This is a genomic window from Streptomyces sp. SID14515 (genome assembly GCF_010548505.1).
Taxonomy (GTDB): Bacteria; Actinomycetota; Actinomycetes; order Streptomycetales; family Streptomycetaceae; genus Streptomyces; species Streptomyces caviscabies.
This window is the reverse complement of record NZ_JAAGMH010000054.1, coordinates 18,401-38,268: the sequence shown is the minus strand read 5'-3', so window position 1 is coordinate 38,268 and position 19,868 is coordinate 18,401. Positions and strand designations below refer to the sequence as shown.

The following is a 19,868-nucleotide window of genomic DNA, read 5'->3' as shown; positions in this document are numbered from 1 at the left end:
CGTGCTGATCGGTGAGGTCGCGCGGCGGTCCGGGGTCAGTGCCCGCATGCTCCGGCACTACGAGTCGCTCGGTCTGGTGCGGCCCTCGGGCCGCACCGGGTCCGGCTACCGGGAGTACTCCGGGGCGGACATCCAGCGGATCTTCCATGTCGAGAGCCTGCGGGCGATGGGGCTGTCGCTGCGTGAGATCGGGCGCGCTCTCGACGATCCCGGCTTCACACCGTCCACGCTCGTCGACGACCTCATCCGTCGGACGCGCGAACGCATCGCGGCGGAGACCGAGTTGCTCACACGGCTGCGCCGGGTCCACGCCACGGACCCGGCCGGCTGGGAGGACGTCCTCCAGGTCGTCACGCTGCTGGGCGCCCTGGGGTCGAAGAACGCCGACGCACGCCAGCGCGCGGCCCTCGCCCCGGTCGCCGAGGTTCCGGTGGAGGCCCTGGCCGAGGCGGCACTCGGCGAGAGCGACCCGTACGTCGCCGGGGCCCTTCGATGGGCGCTGGCCCGATCGGGCGGCGGCGGGCCGGCGCTGCTGGCGGAAGGTCTCGGCTCACCGGAGGCCGCGGTGCGGGAGCGTGCCGTACGGTCGCTCGCCGAGATGCCCGGCGGTGAGGCAACCGAGCTGCTGCGGGACGCCCTCGCGAACCCCGATTCCGTGGTCCGCGGCCACGCCGCTGTGGCGCTCGGGACACAGGGTGAGGCGGACGCGGTCCCGGAACTCGTCGACATGGTCGTGGCCGGAAGGAACGACACCGACGCGGCCGACGCGCTGAGCGTGCTGGCCGGCGACGACGCGGCGGCGGACCGGATCACGGCCGCGCTCGTCGACCGCCTCGCCCATGACGCCACCTCCGCGTCGGCGCGCGGGCGGCTGACCCAGGCGCTGGCGGGCGTCCCGGGGCCGGCCGCCTCACGGGCCCTCGGGGAGCTGCTGGCCGACGCGGACCGCGCCGTCGCGCTGACCGCCGCGTACGTTCTCCGGCTGCGCGAGGCGGGGTGACGGTTCCCGCCCGGACTCGGGCCCGGCCGGCCGGTCCAGGAGCAGCGGGACCGCCAGGACGGGCAGCAGCCAGACGAACACGATGAGGCGGTGGCCGAGCAGCTGATCGAGGTTCGGGTGGCCCGCCTGGTTGAGGAGGCCTGCCGCCCCTGCCGCCAGGGCCACGGGCAGCACCACGGAGCGCCGCCTCAGCAGCGCCCAGGCCGAGAGCGCGAGCAGGACGGGGAGGACCGGGTAGGTGGCCTGGCGCCGGAGCCACGCCGTCCAGAAGACCCGCTCCTGGACGAAGAACTCGGGCCAGGGGTCGGGCAGATCGGGGCGCTGGTAGTGGTGGGTCAGCAGATCCTGGGCGCTGTCCTGACCCATGGGCCAGGACAGCAGATGCGCCCCGGCGTAGACGATCGCCGCCAGCACACCGCACAGTCCGGCCGCCCGGAGTACGGGGGCGGTCCGCCGCCGCTTCAGGCGGAGCCATCCGGACCAGGCCAGGAAGACGCCCGCGAGAGCGGCTGCCAGCAGCAGTGCCTGCGAGTACCGGACGAAGAACATCAGCGCGAGACCGCCCGCGACGAGCGCCGCGCCGGTGCGTGGCCGGTCCCGCAGCAGCAGGACGCAGCCGAGGAGGACCGCCGTGCCGAGCGCCAGGGAGAGCCCGTCGCTCAGGGGGTTCATGGCGACGGTGCCGGTGGGCAGGGCGAGGTAGAGGGCCTGCCCGGCCAGACCGGCGCGCCGGGAAGCGCCCGCGGCACGGAGGGTGAGCAGCACGCAGACGCTTCCCGCCAGCGCGACGACGAGCCCGGCGAGCCAGAGGCCCCAGGTGGTGCCGAACACGGTCACGAAGGGGACCAGGAACAGCGGATAGCCGGGCCTGGCCTCGAAGATGGCCATGAACCGCTGGTTGGCGAACGGGGCGGTCATCCCCGATGTGTTGCCGTGGCGGGACCAGTACGCGACCGAGTCGTTCAGCCGGCGCACGCACTGTTCCTCCGATTCACCCGCGGCCTTCCGGCTGGTCCAGGGGATGGAGTCCAGGGGCCCCTGCTGCCCGCTGGCACAGGAGTGGACGATGGCCCGGCGGCCCGCTTCCTGGCGGCTCTCGCCGCTCAGACTCAGGGCGTAGGAGAGGTAGTTCTTCGTGTCGGGCGAGGCGCGTCCGGTGACCGCCGTCAGCTGGAGCCCGGCGAAGGCCACGGCGATGAGCAGCATCCCGACGAGGCCGAGGTGCCGGGTTCTGCGCGTGCCCGGCGACGATCCGCGCGTACCCGGCGAGGGGTTGCGCGTGGCCGGCAACAGGCTGCGGGTGCTGGGCGACAGGCTGCCGTTGTTCGGCATCGGGCGGCGGATCTTCGGCATCGGGCGGACGCTCCCCTGCATACGGCGGTTGCCCGATCAACGAGGCAACCGGCCTGGGGTGGCGTTACGGGGCGGATCCGGACGCGCTACCGGCCCCGTGGCTTTCCGCGCTTGCCGCTCTGGCCGCCGGACCTGCCGCCCGACGGGGGCTTCCTGCCCGCCGCGGGCTTGTTGCGGCCACCGCCCGATCCGCCGCCCGCGCCGGCGGCCCGCTTGCTCCTGGCCTTGTCCTTGGCCTTGTCCTTCGCCTTTTCCTTGGCCTTCGTCGTCGGGCGCGCCGGAGTGGCCGCGCGGCCCCGGGTGCTGTTGACGGTGCGCCCCCGGACGATCCCGATGAACTCCTCCACCAGGTCGGGGGTTTCCTCCGCCTCGGGCCAGGACAGGGCGACGCGCGACTCGGGGGCGTCCGGGACCGGACGGTAGGTGAGGTCCTTGCGGTGGTGGAGGCGGGCCAGGGACTGCGGGACGAGGAGGACGCCCACCCCCGCCGCCACCAGCTCGATCGCGTCCGCCGTGGTCGCCGGGCGCTCGATCGCGGGGCGACCGGGCAGGGTCTCCCAGTCGAGGACGTCGTCCAGCGGGTGCAGCACGATCTCGTCGGCCAGCTCGGCGAGCGACGCCCCCTCGGCGGCGGTCATGACATGGTCCTTGGGGATCACGACGACGGTCGTCTCGGTGTAGAGCGGGATCGCGCTCAGGACGTTCCGGTCGACCGGGAGCCGTACGAGACCGGCGTCGGCGCCGCCGTCGGCCAGCAGGCCCGGCGCCTGGGCGGCGGTGGCCTGGACGAGCTCCAGGGAGGTGTCGGGCAGCCGCTCGTGCCAGACCCTCACCCACTTGGTGGGCGTCACGCCGGGAACGTACGCGAGCCTGAAGGATGAGGGGATGTCCGAGCCTGTCACGGAACCAGGCTACCGGTCGGTGGTCGGAGGTATGTCCCATGGTCGATACCCTGGACCCATGACGTCGCACAAGACCGCCCAGACCATGAAGCCCGCCACGGCGGCGAAGAAGCTGGGTGTGTACCTCCAGGCCACCCCCGCCGATTTCCAGGAGGGTGCCGTCTCCCGCACCGAGCTCAACGCCCTCCAGACCGACCCGCCCGCCTGGCTGGTGGAGCTGCGCCGCACCGGGCCGCACCCCCGCCCGGTCGTCGCGGCGAAGCTCGGCATCTCCATCGCGGGGCTCGCCCGCGGCGGGGTCACCGAGCCGCTCACCACGGAGCAGATCGACGCGCTCAAGGACGAGATGCCCGAGTGGCTCCAGAAGGAGCGCGCCACGCAGGCCGAGGTGCGCAAGGAGGCCGCTCGCATCAAGGAGCGCAACGCTGAGCGGGCCGCTCAGTCCGGCGACCAGTAGTCCGGCGATCAGCGGCCGACGGACCGGCGGACCGGCGGTGAAACGCGCCTGATGTCAGAGCCGACGGTGAAACGCGCCTGACGTCAGGGCCGGCGGTCAACGCGCCCGATGTCAGGGCCGGCGACCCCGGCCCTGCGGAAACTCGCCGAGGCTGACCGCGCGGTGAATCGTCTCGGCCAGTTCCCGCGCGTCCTCGGTGAACGTGTCCACCCGGATCTTTCGCGCGCTCCGTAGTTCGATGGCGAAGCCGAAGCCCATCCCCCGGGCCTCGGCCAGCGGGCGTCCGTCCTCGGCCGAGGCGGCCCCGACCCGCGCGATGTCCGCCCAGGGAATCAGCGTCGCGGTGCCCGCGATCCGGTGGGTCAGCCCGCGTTCGTGGACGTCGAAGCACTGTTCCCGCGTGCGGTGGGCCTGCATCAGACGCCACACCCCGAGGCCCAGCCCGACCAGCCCCACCCCGAGCAGCAGGCCCGCCAGTTCGGGCGCGCCATCGGTGGTGCCGATGGAGGCGATGGTCACGGGCACTCCGAGGGCGGTGCCGACGACGCCGACGGCCAGCAGGATCCCGGCCAGACGCAGGCGTCTTCCGCCGTCGGTGCGATGCTCGCGGACGAATCCGCCCAGTTCTCGTGCGGCTTCGGTGCGTCGCATCGAATCTCCCCCGTCGTGGACACAACAAATTCTGCCCGAGCGCGGGGGCGGGCGCCAGGAAATGGCCGGACCCGGCCACCGGCCGGGTGTCCGGGTGTCCGGGTGTCCGGGTGTCCGGGTGGACCATCGGAGACATGCCACGGGCCCGCGGCCGGCCGTTCCGCCGACGCGTACGTCGGTGGAACGGCCCTACCGCGGGCCCGTCGGATGACCGGGTCGGTCAGAGAACGCCGGACTCGGCGATGGTGACCTTGGCGCTGGTGCGGCCGCTGCCGGAGCCGAGGGCCTCGATCTTGCGGACCAGGGCCATGCTGTCGTCGTCGGCGACCTCGCCGAAGACCACGTGCTTGCCGTCCAGCCACGGGGTGAGCACCGTGGTGATGAAGAACTGCGAACCGTTGGTGTTCGGTCCGGCGTTGGCCATCGAGAGCAGGCCCACACGGTCGTGCTTGAGCTTGAAGTTCTCGTCGGCGAACTTCTCGCCGTAGATGCTCTTGCCGCCGGTGCCGTCACCGCGGGTGAAGTCACCGCCCTGGAGCATGAAGTCGGTGATGACGCGGTGGAAGGACGAGCCGGCGTAGCCGAAGCCCTTCTCGCCGGTGGCGAGCGCGCGGAAGTTCTCCGCCGTCTTGGGGACGACGTCGTCGAACAGGTTGAACGTGATCCGCCCTGCGGGCGCGTCGTCGATGGTGATGTCGAAGTAGACCTTGGTTGTCATGGTGACATCCTCACATTCCTGGCAACCGCAGGTGAAACCCGGGTTGGGTCGGCACGTCGGACGACCCGTTCCGCTCACCCCCGGGCAGCCCCTCCGCGGGCCGCGTAGACCGCGTCCACCAGGGCCGTCTTGCGCGGGTCGTCGGCGAGCCGGGAGCCCATCCGGTTCATGACGTACCCGAGCGCGATACCGGCATCCGGGTCGGCCAGACCGCAGGAGCCGCCCGCGCCGTCGTGGCCCAGCGCCCGCGGGTCGGGGCCGTACGAGCGGTTCGCACCGCTCAGCCAGAGGCCGAGGCCGATCTCCGTCTCGTGGACGAAGCCGTCGCCGAGGACGAGGTCGCGGCAGGCTCCCTGCCCTTCGCCGACGCGGGCGGCGGCCTTCTCGGAGAGGATCCGGCGGCCGTCGAGGCTGCCGCGTCCGGCCAGGATCCCGTAGAGCGCGGCGACCGCGCGGGCGGTGCCGTGGCCGTTGGCCGCGGGGATCTCCGCCGCCCGCCAGGCGGGGGTGTTCGCCGCGGCCCGGCCGGTGGGCGGGTTGAGCAGGGAGGCGACGGCGACCGGGGTCATCCGTTCCAGGAGGGCCGCCTGGGCGGCCCGGTCGGGGCGCTCCTGGACGAGTTCGGCGAGCCGGTGGGTCTCGTGCTCCGGGAGGCCGAAGGTGAAGTCGATGCCCAGCGGGCCGGTGATCTCCTGCCGGAGGAACGCCCCGGGCCGCAGCCCGGTGATCCGGCGGACCACCTCCCCGACGAGGAACCCGTAACTGATCGCGTGGTAGCCGGAGCGGGTTCCCGGCTCCCACCAGGGTGCGGTGGCGGCGAGCCGGGCGCAGGCCGTGTCCCAGTCGTACAGCTCCTCCAGGGTGAGCGGGGTGTCGGGCCCGGCCACTCCGGAGCGGTGCGAGAGGAGGTGGCGTACGAGGACGGATTCCTTGCCGTTCGCGGCGAACTCCGGCCAGTAGGCGGCGACCGGGGCGTCCAGGTCGAGCAGGCCCCGGTCGGCCAGGACATGGGCGCAGAGCGCGGTGGGGCCCTTGCCGGTGGACCAGACGTTGACCACGGTGTCCCGCTCCCAGGGGCGGGTGCGGGCGGCGTCGGCCCAGCCGCCCCACAGGTCGACCACCGGTTCGCCGTCGACCAGGACGGTCACCGCCGCGCCCAGTTCGCCGCGGTCCGCGAAGTTCTCCTCGAAGGCGTCCCGGACCCCGGCGAACCGGTCGTCGCAGTGGCCGTGGATCTGCGGCACGGGGCCTCCCTCGTCGTGGACGCGCCTCCGGCTGCGGAACCGGATGCCCCCGCAACGTACCGACTGGTCGGACCGGAGGGAAGAGCCGCGGTGGGCGGCGAGGGGCGGTGACGTACGGGTCAGCGGATGCCCGCCTCCAGGCTCAGGCTCCAGCGGCCCGGCAGGCCGGTCAGCGTGATGGTGGACAGCGGGCGGACGTCGACGTTCCAGTACGCGGAGGGCGGGGCGTTCAGGGCGTAGACGAGGGCCGCGCGGATCACGGCGGGTTCGGCGACCGCGACGACGAGGCCGTCGTCGGCCGGGCGGGTGTCCAGCCAGCCGCCCACCCGCCCGATGAAGCCGAGCATCGACTCGCCGCCGTGCGGGGCGCTGCGCGGATCGGAGAGCCAGAGGTCCACGGCGGCCGGTTCCCGGGCGGTGACCTCGCCCAGGGTCAGTCCGCGCCAGCGGCCCATCTCCCAGTCGCGCAGGGCCGGTTGTGCCATCGGCGCGAAGCCGAGGGCGTCTCCGGTGGCGCGGCTGCGCGGGGTGGGCGAGCAGTAGCGCAGCTCGGCGGCGGCGAGCGGGACGAGCGTGTGGGCGACGAGCTGCACCTCGTGCCAGCCGGCCTGATCGAGCGGCCGGTCGTCGTCGAAGCGTTCGGCCAGCCGGGAGGAGCTGCGCGCCGCTGCGACCAGGGAGACCCGAAGCGTCATGGCGGGATCGTGAGGCCGAACGCCTGTTTGGTCAAGAGGGCCTACGCCTTCGCGCCCGGCAGCCCGCCGGTCAGACCGGCCCCAGGCCGTCGAAAGCGGTACGGAGGCGGCGGACGCCCTCCGCGATCTCGGCCGTTCCGGAGACCGCGGCGAAGCTCAGGCGGACGTGTCCGGCCGGGGGTTCGGCGCAGAAGTAGGGGCGGCCGGGGGCGATGGCGACGGAGGCGCGCAGGGCGGCCGAGACGACGGCGGTCTCGTCGGCGCCCGTTGCCGCGCCGCCGCCCGGGAGCCGGAGCCAGAGGCTGCCGCCGCCCGCCGGGAGGTGCGGCAGCGTGAGTCGCGGCAGCTCGCTGCCGAGGGCGGCCGCCATGGCCGTACGGCGGTGCCTCAGCTCGACGGCGACGGCGGCCAGGTGGCGGCCCCAGGACGGGGAGCCGACGAGTTCCAGGGCGGCTTCCTGGAGCGGGCGGGGTACGAAGAAGCTGTCGACGACCTGGATGGCCCGCAGGCGTTCCAGCACCGGGCCCCGGGCGGCCAGGGCGCCGACCCGGAGGCTGGGCGAGGTGACCTTGGTCAGCGAGCAGACGTGCACGACGACGCCGTCGGGATCGTCGGCGGCCAGCGGCGCGGGGAGCGGTCCGGCGTCGTCGTGGACGAGCCGGCGGGCGAAGTCGTCCTCGACCACGAACGCCCCGGCCGCGCGGGCGATGGCCAGGATCTCGGGGCGGCGGGCGGGTGCGAGGGTGGCCCCGGTGGGGTTCTGGAAGAGCGGCTGGGTGACGAAGACCCGGGCGCCGGTGGCCCGGAACGCGTCGGCGAGCAGTTCGGGGCGGACCCCGTCGGCGTCCATCGGCACGGGGACGGGGCGCAGTCCGGTGGCGCGGGCGGCGGCGAGCATCCCGGGGTAGGTGGGCGACTCCACGAGGACCGGGGCGCCGGGCGGGGCGAGCGCGCGCAGTGCGGTGGCCAGGGCGCTCTGGCCGCCCGCGGTGATCAGGACATCGGCGCCGGAGACCGCAGGGCCGATCTCGCGGGCGAACCAGGACCGCAGTTCGGGCAGCCCGTCCGTCGGGGGGCGGCCCCAGGCGCCCGGCCTGCGGCCCGCCCGGGCCAGGGCCGCGGAGAGCGCGCGCTCGGGCTGGAGGGAGGCGTGGAGGTAGCCGCCGTTGAGCTCGATGACGCCGGGCGGCGGTGCGGCGAGGGTGACCAGCACTCCGGAGGCGTCGACGGTGCGCGGCACCACCTCGGGCCCGCCGTCGCCGCTCAGCGACACCTCCTGCCAGGACGTGTCGCCCGGGGCGGGCAGCTCGGTGCGGGGGTGCGCGCGGAAGGCGCCGGAGCCGGGGCGGGTGGTGACGAGGCCTTCGGCGGCGAGCTGGGCGATGGCGCGGGAGACGGTGACGGGGCTGACCCGGAACCGTTCGACGAGTGCCCGACTGGACGGCAGCTTTCCACCGGGTGAGTAGCGGTTCAGCTCGGCCCGCAGGGAAGTGACCAGTTCGGCGACGCTGCTACGCTCTTGCATGAGAGCACAGGATAGCGCTACTACGCCTACATCGATAGCGGTCGCCGAGCCGGCCGTCACCTCGCGGACCGCTTCCGCGACCACGGCGAACACCGCCCGGAACGCGGCCGGGAGCGCATCGGCGAGCCGCCGGACCGCGCCGGGGCCCTCGGCCGGCCGGGGCGGCACCGTGCTCGCCGGGCTCGGCGTCGTGGCGTTCTCGCTCACCTTCCCGGGCACGGCCTGGGGCCTGGAGAGCTTCGGCCCCTGGTCGCTGGTCGCCCTGCGCAGCGTGCTCGCCGCCCTGATCGCGGGCAGTGTGCTGGTGGCCGCGCGGGTGCCGCTGCCCGAGCGTCGGCACCGGGCCGGGCTCGCGGTCGTCGCGGGCGGGGTCGTGGTGGGCTTTCCGCTGCTGACGACGCTGGCCCTGCAGACCTCCACCACCTCGCACGCGGCCGTGGTCGTGGGCCTGCTGCCGCTGACCACGGCGGCGCTTGGGTCCCTGCGCACCGGGGAGCGGCCGTCGCGCACGTTCTGGATCGCGGCGCTCGCCGGGGCGGCCGTGGTGATCGCCTTCACCGTGCAGCAGAGCGGCGGGGCGCTCGCCTCCGGCGACCTGTATCTGTTCGGCGCGCTGCTCGTGTGCGCGGCCGGGTACACGGAGGGCGGCCGGCTGGCCCGGGTGATGCCGGGGTGGCAGGTGATCGGCTGGGCCCTGGTCCTGTGCCTGCCGCTCGCGGTGGCGGGCAGCCTGGTGGCCCTGCCGCTCGAACCCGTGCACCTGAGCGCCCACGGCGTCATCGGCCTGGTCTGGGTCGCCGCCGGGTCGACCTTCCTCGGGCTGTACGTCTGGTACCGGGGCATGGCGGCGATCGGGGTCGCCCGGGCCAGTCAGCTCCAGCTCGCCCAGCCGCTGCTGACGCTCGTGTGGTCCTTCCTCCTGCTCGGCGAGGAGATCTCGGCGGCGGCTCCGGTCGCGGCGGTGGCCGTGCTCGTCTGTATCGCCGCCACCCAGCGGGCGGGCCGCCGCGCAGGACGGGAATCCCGGACCGTACGGTCATAGACTTGTCGACACGGACACCGTCTTCCCCTGTGAGGAGGTCGCTCCCGATGGAGGCACACACGGGCGACCGGCTGCTGATGCACGGCAGGACCGTGGGACAGCACGACCGGGTCGCCGAGATCATCGAAGTGCTCGGCGACGGGGGCGCTCCCCCGTACCGGATCCGCTTCGACGACGGCCACGAACACCTGATGTCACCGGGCCCCGACAGCGTCGTCCAGCACATGGACGCGCCGAAGGACGGACAGCCGCAGTAGGAACGCGCCGGGCCGGGACCCGCACACCGGATCCCGGCCCCGCAGCCCTCGGCCCCCGGCTCACCCCGAAGGGCGGCCGTGGTGGGGGTAGGTGCGACCCCGGTCCGGGTAGAGCCGGACCCGGTCCGTGTAGTGGTCGGCCACCACGCGCCGCATCGCGCCGATCCGGTCCGCCATCACACTCTTCCCCGAGAAGAAGACATGGCCGCCCACCTCCTCGTACCCCCGGGCGAGGGTGAGGTGGCGGGACAGCTCCGCCGGGTCCTGCCAGGGAGCCGCCTGGGCGGGATCGCCCGCCTTGTACAGCGCCTCGCCCACGTACAGATCGACGCCCGTGCCCCGGACGGTCTCGCTCCACCAGGCGAGGACCTTCGCGTAGTCGGCGGCGGTCTGGCCGATGTGCCAGTAGATCTGCGGGCAGATGTAGTCGATCCACCCCTCGCGGACCCACTTACGGGTGTCGGCGTGCAGGTCGTCGTAGGTCTGCACGCCCGCCCGGGTGTCCGAACCCAGCGGGTCGGTCCCCGCGTTGCGCCAGACCGCGAAGGGGCTGATGCCGAAGCGGACATGCGGCTTGATCCGCCGGATCCGCTGCCCCGTCTCGCGCACGAGCCGGTCGATGTTGTCGCGCCGCCAGGCCGCCCGGTCGGTGAAGCCGCCGCCGTACCGCTCGAACGCGGCGTCGTCGTCGAAGGTCTGCCCGGCCACCGGATACGGGTAGAAGTAGTCGTCCCAGTGCACCGCGTCGATGTCGTAGCGGCGCACGGCGTCCAGCATCGCGTCCTGGACGAAGCGGCGGACCTCCGGCAGCCCGGGGTTGTAGTAGAGCTTCCCGCCGTACGGCACGACCCAGCCGGGGTTCAGCCTGGCCGGATGGGAGGCTACGAGACGGGTGGGGTCCGTGTGGTTCGCCACCCGGTAGGGGTTGAACCAGGCGTGCAGCTCCAGGCTCCGGTCGTGCGCCGCGCGCACCGCCGTGCCGAGCGGGTCCCAGCCCGGGTCCTCGCCCTGCCGACCGGTGAGGCAGTCGGCCCACGGCTCGTACGGCGAGGGCCACAGGGCGTCGGCGGTCGGCCGGACCTGGAGCACCACCGCGTTGAGCCGCAGCTCGACCGCCCGGTCCAGATACGCGAACAGCTCGGCCTCCTGCCGCACCGCCGTGAGACCCGGCACGGACGGCCAGTCGATATTGGCGACCGTGGCGACCCACATGCCCCGCAACTGCCCCGGCCCCGCCGCCGGCCGCCCGCCGCCCCTCCTTCCCCCGGCCGGAGAGGTTCCCCCCGCCGGCGAGGCGACCGCGTCACCGGCCGTCGTCATCGCCGCCAGCAGTCCGGCCGCGCTCAGCACGAAGGCTCTCCTGGCCACACCCGTACGCCGCATCCTGGTCCACCTCTCTCCACCACGTCCCGCACCCGACTTCGATAGCTCTACGTAATCGCATCATGCCCACCCGTAGCCGCCATGACCCGCGGGACGTCCGCGTCGGCATTCGGAGTAACGTCGTGGGGTCGAGGCGGGCACCGGAATCACACGGGACCCTGCGATACGGAGAACAGCGAAAGGCACGAGGTGACGGACTCTATGGCCGACATTGCACGCGTCGGGGTGGTGGGCTGTGGCCAGATGGGCGCAGGTATCGCGGAGGTGTGCGCGCGCAGCGGCCTCGAAGTGAAGGTCGCCGAGACCACCGGCGAAGCGCTGGAGATCGGCCGCACCCGTCTGCACAACTCCCTCTCGAAGGCCGCCGAGCGCGGCAAGATCAGCGCGGAGGAGCGGGACGAGACCCTCGGCCGCCTGAGCTTCACGACCGATCTCGGGGAGTTCGCCGACCGCGATCTCGTCATCGAGGCCGTCGTGGAGAACGAGCAGGTCAAGACCGAGATCTTCCAGGTGCTGGACCAGGTGGTGACCCGGCAGGACGCGATCCTGGCCTCCAACACCTCCTCGATCCCGCTGGTGAAGCTGGCCGTCGCCACCTCGCGCCCGGACCGGGTCATCGGCATCCACTTCTTCAACCCGGCCCCGGTGCAGAAGCTCGTCGAGCTGATCCCGGCGCTGACCACCTCGGACGAGACCATCGCACGCGCCGAGGCCGTCGTGCAGGACGTGCTCGGCAAGCACCCGATCCGCGCCCAGGACCGGTCCGGCTTCGTCGTGAACGCGCTGCTGATCCCGTACCTCCTCTCCGCGATCCGGATGTTCGAGTCGGGCATCGCCAGCCGCGAGGACATCGACAACGGCATGGAGATGGGCTGCGCCCACCCGATGGGACCGCTGAAGCTCGCGGACCTGATCGGCCTGGACACCGTGGCCTCGGTCGCGGACTCGATGTACGCCGAGTACAAGGAGCCGCTGTACGCCGCTCCCCCGCTGCTCCAGCGGATGGTCGACGCGGGCCGGCTCGGCCGCAAGACGGGGTCGGGCTTCTACCCGTACGCCTGAGATCCCGTACGCGCGATTCCCGTACGCCCGCGTTCCGTGGGGCTTTCGCTGTCAGGAGCCGGTCCCGGTCACCCCGGGGCCGGCTCCTCGCGCGTACGGGGCTCACGTACGGGACGCGCGCACGGGCCCAGGGGTCAGCCCAGTCTCAGGTGGTGCAGCATCAGCAGGGCGGCCGCCATGTTCGCGGCGGGCACCTCGCCCCGGGCGATCATGTCAGGGACCACCTTGAGGGGTATCCACTCACGGCGTGAGGACTCGAAGGCGTCCTTGGGATGCCCGGTCCAGTGCGCCTCGTCGGACCAGTAGAGGTGGTGCCGGGCGTCGGTGAGGCCGTTCGACGGTTCCACGGTGAGCAGCGGGCGCAGCTCGCCGGGGCGCCAGCCGGTCTCCTCCTCCATCTCACGGGCCGCCGCCACCGCGATGTCCTCGCCGTCCTCGACGACGCCCGCGGCCAGCTCCCACCCCCAGCTGTCGGTGATGAACCGGTGCCGCCAGAGCAGCAGCACCTCGTTCGCCTCGTTGACGACGGTGGCGGCCGCGACAGGTCGCAGCCGGATGACGAAGTGGTCGAGACGGCTGCCGTCGGGGAGCTGGACGTCTGCCAGATTCACCCGGAACCACGGGTTCTGATACACATTCTGTTCGCTTAAGTTCGTCCACTGCACGGTTGTGCCACCTTTCGACATGTTGGGGTCAACATGTCAGCAGGCTCGGCCGCAGTGGTGAACGAACGGCGGGGCGTCGGTGGAGCTCACAGAGGCACGCGGAGCGCCTCGTCGATGAGATCGGTGGTTCCCACGGCGTCGGCGCAGCCGCTCGCGGCCAGCTCGCTGCGGACCTGCCGCAGCCGGTCGCGCAGCCGCTGGGACTCCATTCCCCGGGCTCGTGTCGCCATTTCGGCAGCTGTACCGGCCGCGCGGTCGGGCTCGCCCTGAAGCAGCTCGATATGGCTCAGCATCGCGAGACGGTGCACGCGCCCCCGGTCGTGCGCCGGGGCGCGCACCGCGGAGGCCGCGTGCTCCCGGGCGGCCGGCAGATCCCCGAGGCCGAGGAGCGCCTCCGCCACCTGGACGTCGACCAGGCCCGGCTGGACGTACCCCGTCTCATCGGGCTCCCGGCCGGTGTGGATCCGGCCCGCCTGGGCCTCGGCCCGCCCGATGCAGGCCCGGGCGCTCGCCGCGTCGCCGAGCCGGGCGTACGCCTTGGCCTGCATGGCGTGCAGATCGGCGGCGAGCGCGGGGGTGATGTGGGCTCCGGCGGCCCGCAGCGCCGCCTCGGCGAAGGCAATGGAGCGGCGGTAGTCGCCGAGGAACAGCGACTGGGTGACCAGCAGGGCGATCACATAGCCGCCGAGCCCCCGGTCCCCGCTGGACTTGGCGAGCCGCAGCGCCTGGTGGAAGTAGCGCTGGGCGAGTCCGTGCGCGTCGGAGTCGTAGGCGCAGATGCCGGCCACCGCCACCAGCCCGGCGGTCGCCCGGTGCAGGCTCCGGCCGAGCGCGTCGCTGTAGCCGCCGCGCAGCAGCGGCGCGGCCTCCGCGTTGAGGAAGCGGACGATCCGGGACCTGGTCGCGATGCCGCCCGTCTTGCGGTACATCTGCTCGTAGTGGTCGCGGGCCGCCTTGAGCATCGCTATGTCGGCCGCGCTCACCCGGCCCGGTCCCGGCCGTGAGACATCGGTGTCCTCCGGCGGGTTCTCCCACTCCCAGACCGGCATCACCGCCGGGGTGCCGGTGACGGCGGGCACGGTGGCCAGGTGCGGTCGCCGCTGTTCGTCGGAGCGCCACAGGGCGGTGGCCCGCTCGACGAAGCCGGAGAGCGAGGCGCCCTCGGCGCCGGTGTCCGTCCCCGGCGCGGCGTGGGCGCCCATCCCGACGTCGTCGAGCCCGACGGGCCGCCCCAGCCGGCCGGCCAGCACCTCGCAGATCAGATCGGGCACCTGGCCGCGCGGGCGCTGGCCCTTGAGCCAGCGGGAGACCGCCGTGTGTTCGTACCGCAGGCTCAGCCCGCGGGTCAGGCCCGCCCGGTTGACGTGACCGGCGAGGCCCGCGCGGGACATGCCGGCCTCCTCGACCAGAGCTTCGAGCAGGACATTGGGCTCCATCGTCCCCCCAGGTGCGTGTCGCAATGAGCCTAGTGGAGCACGATTCACACGGGGTGTGAACGGAATGCCCGAACCCTCCTGCTGTGCGCTCTGCCGCACGGATCCCGGGCTCGATTGAATGAGCTCCCTCGCAAGAGGCGGCCGGGTCGTCGGCTCCCCCTCGTAAACGGCCCACGACCCGCACCCGCGCCGTCCGCACTGCTGACCTGCCCGACACTCCGAGGCAGCGCGGACGGCGCCCGGACCGCACGACCCACTGACCGACGACGAAGGAGGGTGGCTGCGGAACGGCGGCCGGAACCGCGTTCCTCCCGGTTCCCGCTCCGGATCCGGCGTGTGGTCCCTCCGCCGATCGGCGGGACGGAGAAGGGGCGTATCCGGTGGCCGGATACGCCCCTTCTCAACGCCCTGGGGGTGTTACGCCCCGCGCAGTACCGCGCCCGTACGCTCGGCGGCCAGGGCCACCGCGCTGTCGCGGGCGGCCGAGGCCTCCTCGACGGTCAGGGTGCGGTCGGCGGCGCGGAAGCGCAGCGCGTACGCCAGGGACTTGTTGCCCCCGCCGATCTGCTCGCCGGTGAAGACGTCGAACAGCCGCAGCGATTCGAGGAGTTCACCCGCGCCCTCGCGCAGCGCCCGCTCCACGTCGGCGGCCGGGACGTCCCCGGCGACGACGAGCGCGACGTCCTGGGTCGCCACCGGGAAGGTGGAGATCCGGGGCGCCTGGAGCGCTCCGTCGACGGCCTGTTCCAGGACGTCCAGCTCGACCTCGGCGGCACAGGTCCGCTCGGGCAGGTGGAGCGCCTTGATCACGCGCGGGTGCAGTTCGCCCGCGTGTCCGAAGAGGGTCTCCTCGCCGTTCACGGTGACGTACAGCGCGGCGCAGCGGCCCGGGTGCCACGGGGCGTGCTGGTCGGCGCGCACGATGACCTCCACACCGGCCTCCGCGGCGATCGAGCGGGCCGCCTCGACGGCGTCCGCCCAGGTCGCCGGGGTGCCCTTGCCCCACCAGCCGGCCTGCTCGCGGGCGCCCGCGAGGACGACGGCGGCGCGGCGCGGCTGACGCGGCAGAGCCGCGTTCAGAGAGGCGATCTCCTCGTCGGTGGGCCGACGGTCGACGGGCAGCCGGACGGCGGCCGTCTCCTCACCCGTGGGCCGGAAGACCAGACCGGTCTCGAAGAGCGCCAGGTCGTGGCTGCCGCGGCCGTCGTTGCGCCGCAGTGCGCCGAGGAGGCCCGGCAGCAGCGTGGTGCGGAGCGCCGGCTCCTCGTCGGAGATCGGGTTGACGAGCTTGACCGTGCGGCGGCGGGCGTCGTCCGCCTCCAGGCCGAGCTGGTCCAGGACCGCGTCGCCGATGAACGGGTAGCTCAGCGCCTCGACGTAACCGGCTCCGGCCAGCGCCCGGCCGATGCGGCGGTGCAGCCGCTGGCGGCCCGTGAGACCGCGGCCCGAGGGGGGCGTCGGCAGGGTGGAGGGCAGGTTCTCGTAGCCCTCAAGACGGATGACCTCTTCGGCCAGGTCGTTCGGCTCGTTCAGGTCGGGCCGCCAGGACGGGACGGTGACGATCAGCTCGTCCTGCCCGTAGACGTCGCAGCCGACCTGCTGGAGGCGGCGGACGACGGTCTCGCGGCCGTACTCCACACCGGCCACCCGGTCAGGGTGGTTCGCCGGCATCGCGATGGTGCGCGGCGCGGAGGGCGAGGTGATCTCGGTGACCCCGGCCTCGGCGGTGCCGCCCGCCAGCAGCACCAGCAGGTCGACCGTGCGCTGCGCGGCAGCGGCGGCGGCCTGCGGGTCGACGCCGCGCTCGAAGCGCTTGGACGCCTCGGAGGACAGCTTGTGGCGGCGCGCGGTGCGGGCGATCGAGATCGCGTCGAAGTGCGCGGCCTCGATGACGACCTCGGTGGTCAGCGCGTGCTCACCATCGGCGTCGGCGATCTCGGTGTTGGCTCCGCCCATGACCCCCGCGAGGCCGATCGGCCCGCGGTTGTCGGTGATGACCAGGTCCTCGGCGTCCAGCACGCGCACGGTGCCGTCCAGCGTGGTGAGCTTCTCGCCCTGGGTGGCGCGGCGCACGCCGATCGGCCCGTCGACCCGGGTGCGGTCGTAGGCGTGCAGCGGCTGGCCCAGCTCCAGCATCACGTAGTTGGTGATGTCGACGGCCAGCGAGATCGGCCGCATCCCAGCCTTCTGGAGGCGGCGCTGCATCCAGATCGGCGAGCGGGCCTCGGGCTGGAGACCGGTCACGGTGCGCGCGGTGAAGCGGTCGCAGCCGATCGGGTCGGAGATCTGGACCGGGTAGCCGTACGCGTTGGGCGCGGGCACGTCCAGGAGCGCCGGGTCGCGCAGCGGCAGCCCGTACGCGGTCGCGGTCTCGCGGGCGACACCGCGCATGGACAGGCAGTAGCCCCGGTCCGGGGTGACGGCGATGTCGAGGACCTCGTCGACGAGCTGGAGCAGCTCGATCGCGTCGGTGCCGACCTCGTGCTCCGGCGGCAGCACGATGATGCCGTGCGTTCCGTCGTCGCCCATGCCCAGCTCGTCGGTGGAGCAGATCATGCCGTGCGAGGTCTTGCCGTACGTCTTGCGGGCGGCGATCGCGAAGTCGCCGGGCAGGACCGCGCCCGGGAGGACCACGACGACCTTGTCGCCGACGGAGAAGTTACGGGCGCCGCAGACGATCTCCTGCGGTTCGCCGGTGCCGTTGGCCGTGCCGACGTCGACCGTGCAGAAGCGGATGGGCTTCTTGAACCCCTCCAGCTCCTCGATGGTCAGGACCTTGCCGACGACCAGGGGGCCCTTGAGGCCCGCGCCGATCTGCTCGACGGTCTCGACCTCGAGGCCGACGGAGACGAGCTTGGCCTGTACGTCACGGCCGGTCTCCGTCGCCGGCAGGTCGACGTACTCCCGCAGCCAGGAAAGCGGGACGCGCATCAGATCTCCATCCCGAACGGCCGGGTGAACCGGACGTCACCCTCGACCATGTCTCGCATGTCTTCGACGTTGTGGCGGAACATCAGCATCCGTTCGATGCCGAACCCGAAGGCGAATCCGCTGTACTTCTGGGGGTCGACGCCGCAGGCGGTGAGCACCTTGGGGTTGACCATGCCGCAGCCGCCGAGCTCGATCCAGCCCTCGCTGCCGCAGGTGCGGCAGGGGCGGTCCGGGTTGCCGACGGACTCGCCGCGGCAGACGTAGCAGACCATGTCCATCTCGGCGGACGGCTCGGTGAACGGGAAGAAGTTCGGCCGCAGCCGGGTCTTCATGTCCGGCCCGAAGAGCGCCTGGACCATGTGGTCGAGGGTGCCCTTGAGGTCGGCCATGGTCAGGCCCTCGTCGACGGCGAGCAGCTCGATCTGGTGGAAGACCGGGGTGTGCGTGGCGTCCAGCTCGTCGGTGCGGTAGACCCGGCCGGGGCAGACCACGTAGACGGGGGGCTTGCGCTCCAGCAGCGAGCGGGCCTGGACGGGCGAGGTGTGCGTACGCAGCACGACGCCGGACTCGTCGCCCTCGGTCGCCTTGCCGTCGGGCGTGGTGCCCTGGACGAAGAAGGTGTCCTGCATCTGGCGGGCCGGGTGGTCGGGCACGAAGTTCAGGGCGTCGAAGTTGAACCACTCCGCCTCGACCTCGGGGCCTTCGGCGATCTCGTAGCCCATGGCCACGAAGACGTCCGCGACGCGCTCCATGATGGTCGTCAGGGGGTGGCGGGCGCCGGCCGGGACGCGGTCGTAGGGCAGCGTGACGTCCACGGCCTCCTCGACGAGCACCCGGGCGTCGCGCTCGGCCTCCAGCTCGGCCTGGCGGGCGGCCAGGGCCTTGGAGACGGCGCCGCGGGCCTGGCCCACGCGCTTGCCCGCCTCTGCCTTGGCCTGCGGGGGCAGGGCGCCGATCTCGCGGTTGGCGAGCGACAGGGGCGAGGTACCTCCGGTGTGCGCGGTCTTCGCCTGGGCGAGCGCGTCGAGGTCGCCGGCGGCGGCGAAGGCGGCGAACGCCTCGTCCCGCATGCGCTCGATCTCTTCCGGTTTCAGTGCCTCGACCTCGACTGGGTCGTACGACTTGTTCGGTGCCGACATCTCTTCCCGTGCTTCCGATTGGCTGATGGCGCGACCCCGCTCGACGACTGGAGGACGCAAAGGTGCCAAAGGTCGAGTCTAAAGGCCGCAGGACGGTCGGGGAGCCTGTGGGCTGCTCACACCAGGTAGGCGGGCATGCTCACAGGCAGAATAAATCGGAACTCGGCCCCGCCGCCGGGCCCCCGGTCGACGGTGATCGTGCCGCCGTGGGCCTCGACGATGCCCTTGACGATGTAGAGGCCCAGGCCCGTGCCGCCGCGCTTGCTCCCCCGCCAGAAGCGGGTGAAGACACGGCCCATCGACTCCTCGGGGATGCCGGGGCCTTCGTCGCTCACGGTGACAGCCGTTCCCATCTCGTCGCACGCGCCCGGCGCGGGTGCGGGGGCGATCTCAATGGTGACGGTTCCCTCGCCGTGGCGCACCGCGTTTTCCAGGAGGTTCCCGAGGACCTGGTCGACCTTGTCGGGGTCGGCCCACAGGTCGGGCAGCGGCCCCCGGGTGCGGACGAGGAAGCGCTCGGGGGCCTGGCCGCCCGTGATGAGCGCCTGGATGTGCCGGGCCACGGCGGCGGAGACGTCGACGGGCTGGCGGCGCAGCTCCAGCCGGCCGGAGTCGATCCGGGAGATGTCGAGCAGCTCGGCGATGAGCCGGGTCACCCGGCCCGCGTCCGCGTCGACGGTCTCCAGCATCAGCCGCTTCTGGTCGTCGGTGAAACGCTCCCACTTGGCGAGCAGGGTGGCGGTGAACCCTTTGACGGAGGTCAGCGGGGAGCGCAGCTCGTGGGCGACGGTGGCGATCAGCTCGGCGTGGCTGCGTTCGGTACGCCGACGGGCCTCGGTGCCCCGCAGGGAGACGACCACCCGGCGCACCGGGCCGGTCGGCCGCTCGCGTACGTAACGGGCGGAGACCAGGACCTCACGGCCGCCGGGCAGCAGCAGATTGCGCTCGGGCTGGCCGTTACGGGTGGCGAGTCCGCCGTACGGGTCGGTCAGCGCCCACCAGCGCTTGCCCTTGAGGTCCTCCAGCGGGAGGGCGGCCTCCAGGGGCCGGCCGATCGCGTCGGCGCGCGGGGTGGCGGTGATGCGGGCGGCTGCGGCGTTGAAGCAGATGACGTGCCCGCTCTCGTCGGCGACGACGAGACCGTCGGGAAGGTCGTCCGGGTCGATGCCGGCGCCGAGGCCGTCCGGCTCCTCGCCCGCAGCGCGTGGTGCGGTGCTGTGCGCCGGTCGCGGCGAGCTCATGCCGACAGCCATCTTCCCGTATCCCCACCTCTCGAACCGGTGCAGTGGGCCCCCGAGTTCGTCACCCTACTAGGCGGTGGTGAACCGGCGACACCCTGTGGGGGCGCGGAGAGGAGTGCGCCGGTGGGAGGGGCGCGGGAATGGCCGGGATCGTGTGCTGACGGGCC

At 73.1% G+C, this 19,868-nt stretch carries 18 protein-coding genes; 5 read left to right on the top strand and 13 right to left on the bottom strand.

Annotation, left to right across the window (positions count from 1 at the left end; genetic code table 11):
- Position 1: 1 nt before the first annotated feature.
- A complete protein-coding gene (locus G3I54_RS10455; RefSeq protein WP_164613357.1) occupies positions 2-1,000 on the top strand; it encodes a MerR family transcriptional regulator in 999 nt (332 codons plus the stop codon).
- Here G3I54_RS10455 and G3I54_RS10450 read toward each other — a convergent pair.
- Both G3I54_RS10450 and G3I54_RS10445 read right to left on the bottom strand, forming a co-directional pair.
- Positions 911-2,353: a hypothetical protein gene (locus G3I54_RS10450; protein ID WP_239144321.1), complete on the bottom strand. Its 1,443-nt coding sequence runs from the start codon at positions 2,351-2,353 to the stop codon at positions 911-913. The genes G3I54_RS10455 and G3I54_RS10450 overlap by 90 nt on opposite strands.
- Before the next feature lie 86 nt (positions 2,354-2,439).
- A complete protein-coding gene (locus G3I54_RS10445; RefSeq protein WP_164613355.1) occupies positions 2,440-3,255 on the bottom strand; it encodes a LysR family substrate-binding domain-containing protein in 816 nt (271 codons plus the stop codon).
- 58 nt (positions 3,256-3,313) lie between these two features.
- On the opposite strand from G3I54_RS10445, the gene G3I54_RS10440 reads away from it, so the two are divergent.
- Positions 3,314-3,712, top strand: coding sequence for a DUF5997 family protein (locus G3I54_RS10440; RefSeq protein ID WP_164613353.1), 399 nt, complete (start codon positions 3,314-3,316; stop codon positions 3,710-3,712).
- A gap of 111 nt (positions 3,713-3,823) precedes the next feature.
- Here G3I54_RS10440 and G3I54_RS10435 read toward each other — a convergent pair whose 3' ends face one another.
- The 5 genes from G3I54_RS10435 to G3I54_RS10415 form a co-directional block, all read right to left on the bottom strand.
- Positions 3,824-4,363 carry a hypothetical protein gene (locus G3I54_RS10435; protein ID WP_164613352.1) on the bottom strand — a complete coding sequence of 180 codons (540 nt, stop codon included), beginning with the start codon at positions 4,361-4,363 and terminating at the stop codon, positions 3,824-3,826.
- A 220-nt stretch (positions 4,364-4,583) separates the two neighbouring features.
- Positions 4,584-5,081, bottom strand: coding sequence for a peptidylprolyl isomerase (locus G3I54_RS10430; RefSeq protein ID WP_164613351.1), 498 nt, complete (start codon positions 5,079-5,081; stop codon positions 4,584-4,586).
- A 74-nt stretch (positions 5,082-5,155) separates the two neighbouring features.
- Positions 5,156-6,325: a serine hydrolase domain-containing protein gene (locus G3I54_RS10425; protein WP_164613350.1), complete on the bottom strand. Its 1,170-nt coding sequence runs from the start codon at positions 6,323-6,325 to the stop codon at positions 5,156-5,158.
- 119 nt (positions 6,326-6,444) lie between these two features.
- Positions 6,445-7,020 carry a histidine phosphatase family protein gene (locus G3I54_RS10420; RefSeq protein ID WP_164613349.1) on the bottom strand — a complete coding sequence of 192 codons (576 nt, stop codon included), beginning with the start codon at positions 7,018-7,020 and terminating at the stop codon, positions 6,445-6,447.
- A 70-nt stretch (positions 7,021-7,090) separates the two neighbouring features.
- Positions 7,091-8,545, bottom strand: coding sequence for a PLP-dependent aminotransferase family protein (locus G3I54_RS10415; protein ID WP_164613348.1), 1,455 nt, complete (start codon positions 8,543-8,545; stop codon positions 7,091-7,093).
- Between G3I54_RS10415 and G3I54_RS10410 the strand changes: the two genes are divergently transcribed.
- Positions 8,544-9,587 carry a DMT family transporter gene (locus G3I54_RS10410; protein ID WP_164613347.1) on the top strand — a complete coding sequence of 348 codons (1,044 nt, stop codon included), beginning with the start codon at positions 8,544-8,546 and terminating at the stop codon, positions 9,585-9,587. The two genes, G3I54_RS10415 and G3I54_RS10410, sit on opposite strands and share 2 nt — an antisense overlap.
- Before the next feature lie 47 nt (positions 9,588-9,634).
- The gene (locus G3I54_RS10405) at positions 9,635-9,844 is read left to right on the top strand and encodes a DUF1918 domain-containing protein (protein WP_164613346.1); all 210 of its coding nucleotides are present in this window, start codon (positions 9,635-9,637) and stop codon (positions 9,842-9,844) included.
- Between the two features lie 60 nt (positions 9,845-9,904).
- Here G3I54_RS10405 and G3I54_RS10400 read toward each other — a convergent pair whose 3' ends face one another.
- The gene (locus G3I54_RS10400; protein ID WP_164613428.1) at positions 9,905-11,194 is read right to left on the bottom strand and encodes a family 10 glycosylhydrolase; all 1,290 of its coding nucleotides are present in this window, start codon (positions 11,192-11,194) and stop codon (positions 9,905-9,907) included.
- A 234-nt stretch (positions 11,195-11,428) separates the two neighbouring features.
- Here G3I54_RS10400 and G3I54_RS10395 point away from each other — a divergent pair, with 234 nt between their 5' ends.
- Positions 11,429-12,289, top strand: coding sequence for a 3-hydroxybutyryl-CoA dehydrogenase (locus G3I54_RS10395; RefSeq protein WP_032793898.1), 861 nt, complete (start codon positions 11,429-11,431; stop codon positions 12,287-12,289).
- 134 nt (positions 12,290-12,423) lie between these two features.
- Here G3I54_RS10395 and G3I54_RS10390 read toward each other — a convergent pair whose 3' ends face one another.
- From G3I54_RS10390 to G3I54_RS10370, 5 genes are all read right to left on the bottom strand, one after another.
- Positions 12,424-12,954, bottom strand: a complete 531-nt coding sequence (locus G3I54_RS10390; protein ID WP_164613344.1) for an NUDIX hydrolase — start codon at positions 12,952-12,954, stop codon at positions 12,424-12,426.
- 86 nt (positions 12,955-13,040) lie between these two features.
- A complete protein-coding gene (locus G3I54_RS10385; RefSeq protein ID WP_164613342.1) occupies positions 13,041-14,390 on the bottom strand; it encodes a transcriptional regulator in 1,350 nt (449 codons plus the stop codon).
- Positions 14,391-14,807: 417 nt separating this feature from the next.
- Positions 14,808-17,321: a phenylalanine--tRNA ligase subunit beta gene (gene pheT / locus G3I54_RS10380; RefSeq protein ID WP_164613341.1), complete on the bottom strand. Its 2,514-nt coding sequence runs from the start codon at positions 17,319-17,321 to the stop codon at positions 14,808-14,810.
- Positions 17,321-18,460 carry a phenylalanine--tRNA ligase subunit alpha gene (pheS, locus tag G3I54_RS10375; protein WP_164613339.1) on the bottom strand — a complete coding sequence of 380 codons (1,140 nt, stop codon included), beginning with the start codon at positions 18,458-18,460 and terminating at the stop codon, positions 17,321-17,323. The genes pheT and pheS overlap by 1 nt, the downstream gene beginning before the upstream one ends.
- Before the next feature lie 116 nt (positions 18,461-18,576).
- A complete protein-coding gene (locus G3I54_RS10370; RefSeq protein ID WP_164613337.1) occupies positions 18,577-19,713 on the bottom strand; it encodes an ATP-binding protein in 1,137 nt (378 codons plus the stop codon).
- Positions 19,714-19,868 lie beyond the last annotated feature (155 nt).

Coding starts and splice junctions, on each gene's coding strand:
- G3I54_RS10450 (WP_239144321.1), bottom strand. CDS start 2,353: ATGCCGAAGATCCGCCGCCCGATGCCGAACAACGGCAGCCTGTCGCCC.
- G3I54_RS10440 (WP_164613353.1), top strand. CDS start 3,314: ATGACGTCGCACAAGACCGCCCAGACCATGAAGCCCGCCACGGCGGCG.
- G3I54_RS10435 (WP_164613352.1), bottom strand. CDS start 4,363: ATGCGACGCACCGAAGCCGCACGAGAACTGGGCGGATTCGTCCGCGAG.
- G3I54_RS10430 (WP_164613351.1), bottom strand. CDS start 5,081: ATGACAACCAAGGTCTACTTCGACATCACCATCGACGACGCGCCCGCA.
- G3I54_RS10420 (WP_164613349.1), bottom strand. CDS start 7,020: ATGACGCTTCGGGTCTCCCTGGTCGCAGCGGCGCGCAGCTCCTCCCGG.
- G3I54_RS10410 (WP_164613347.1), top strand. CDS start 8,544: ATGAGAGCACAGGATAGCGCTACTACGCCTACATCGATAGCGGTCGCC.
- G3I54_RS10415 (WP_164613348.1), bottom strand. CDS start 8,545: ATGCAAGAGCGTAGCAGCGTCGCCGAACTGGTCACTTCCCTGCGGGCC.
- G3I54_RS10405 (WP_164613346.1), top strand. CDS start 9,635: ATGGAGGCACACACGGGCGACCGGCTGCTGATGCACGGCAGGACCGTG.
- G3I54_RS10395 (WP_032793898.1), top strand. CDS start 11,429: ATGGCCGACATTGCACGCGTCGGGGTGGTGGGCTGTGGCCAGATGGGC.
- G3I54_RS10385 (WP_164613342.1), bottom strand. CDS start 14,390: ATGGAGCCCAATGTCCTGCTCGAAGCTCTGGTCGAGGAGGCCGGCATG.
- pheT (WP_164613341.1), bottom strand. CDS start 17,321: ATGCGCGTCCCGCTTTCCTGGCTGCGGGAGTACGTCGACCTGCCGGCG.
- pheS (WP_164613339.1), bottom strand. CDS start 18,460: ATGTCGGCACCGAACAAGTCGTACGACCCAGTCGAGGTCGAGGCACTG.
- G3I54_RS10370 (WP_164613337.1), bottom strand. CDS start 19,713: ATGGCTGTCGGCATGAGCTCGCCGCGACCGGCGCACAGCACCGCACCA.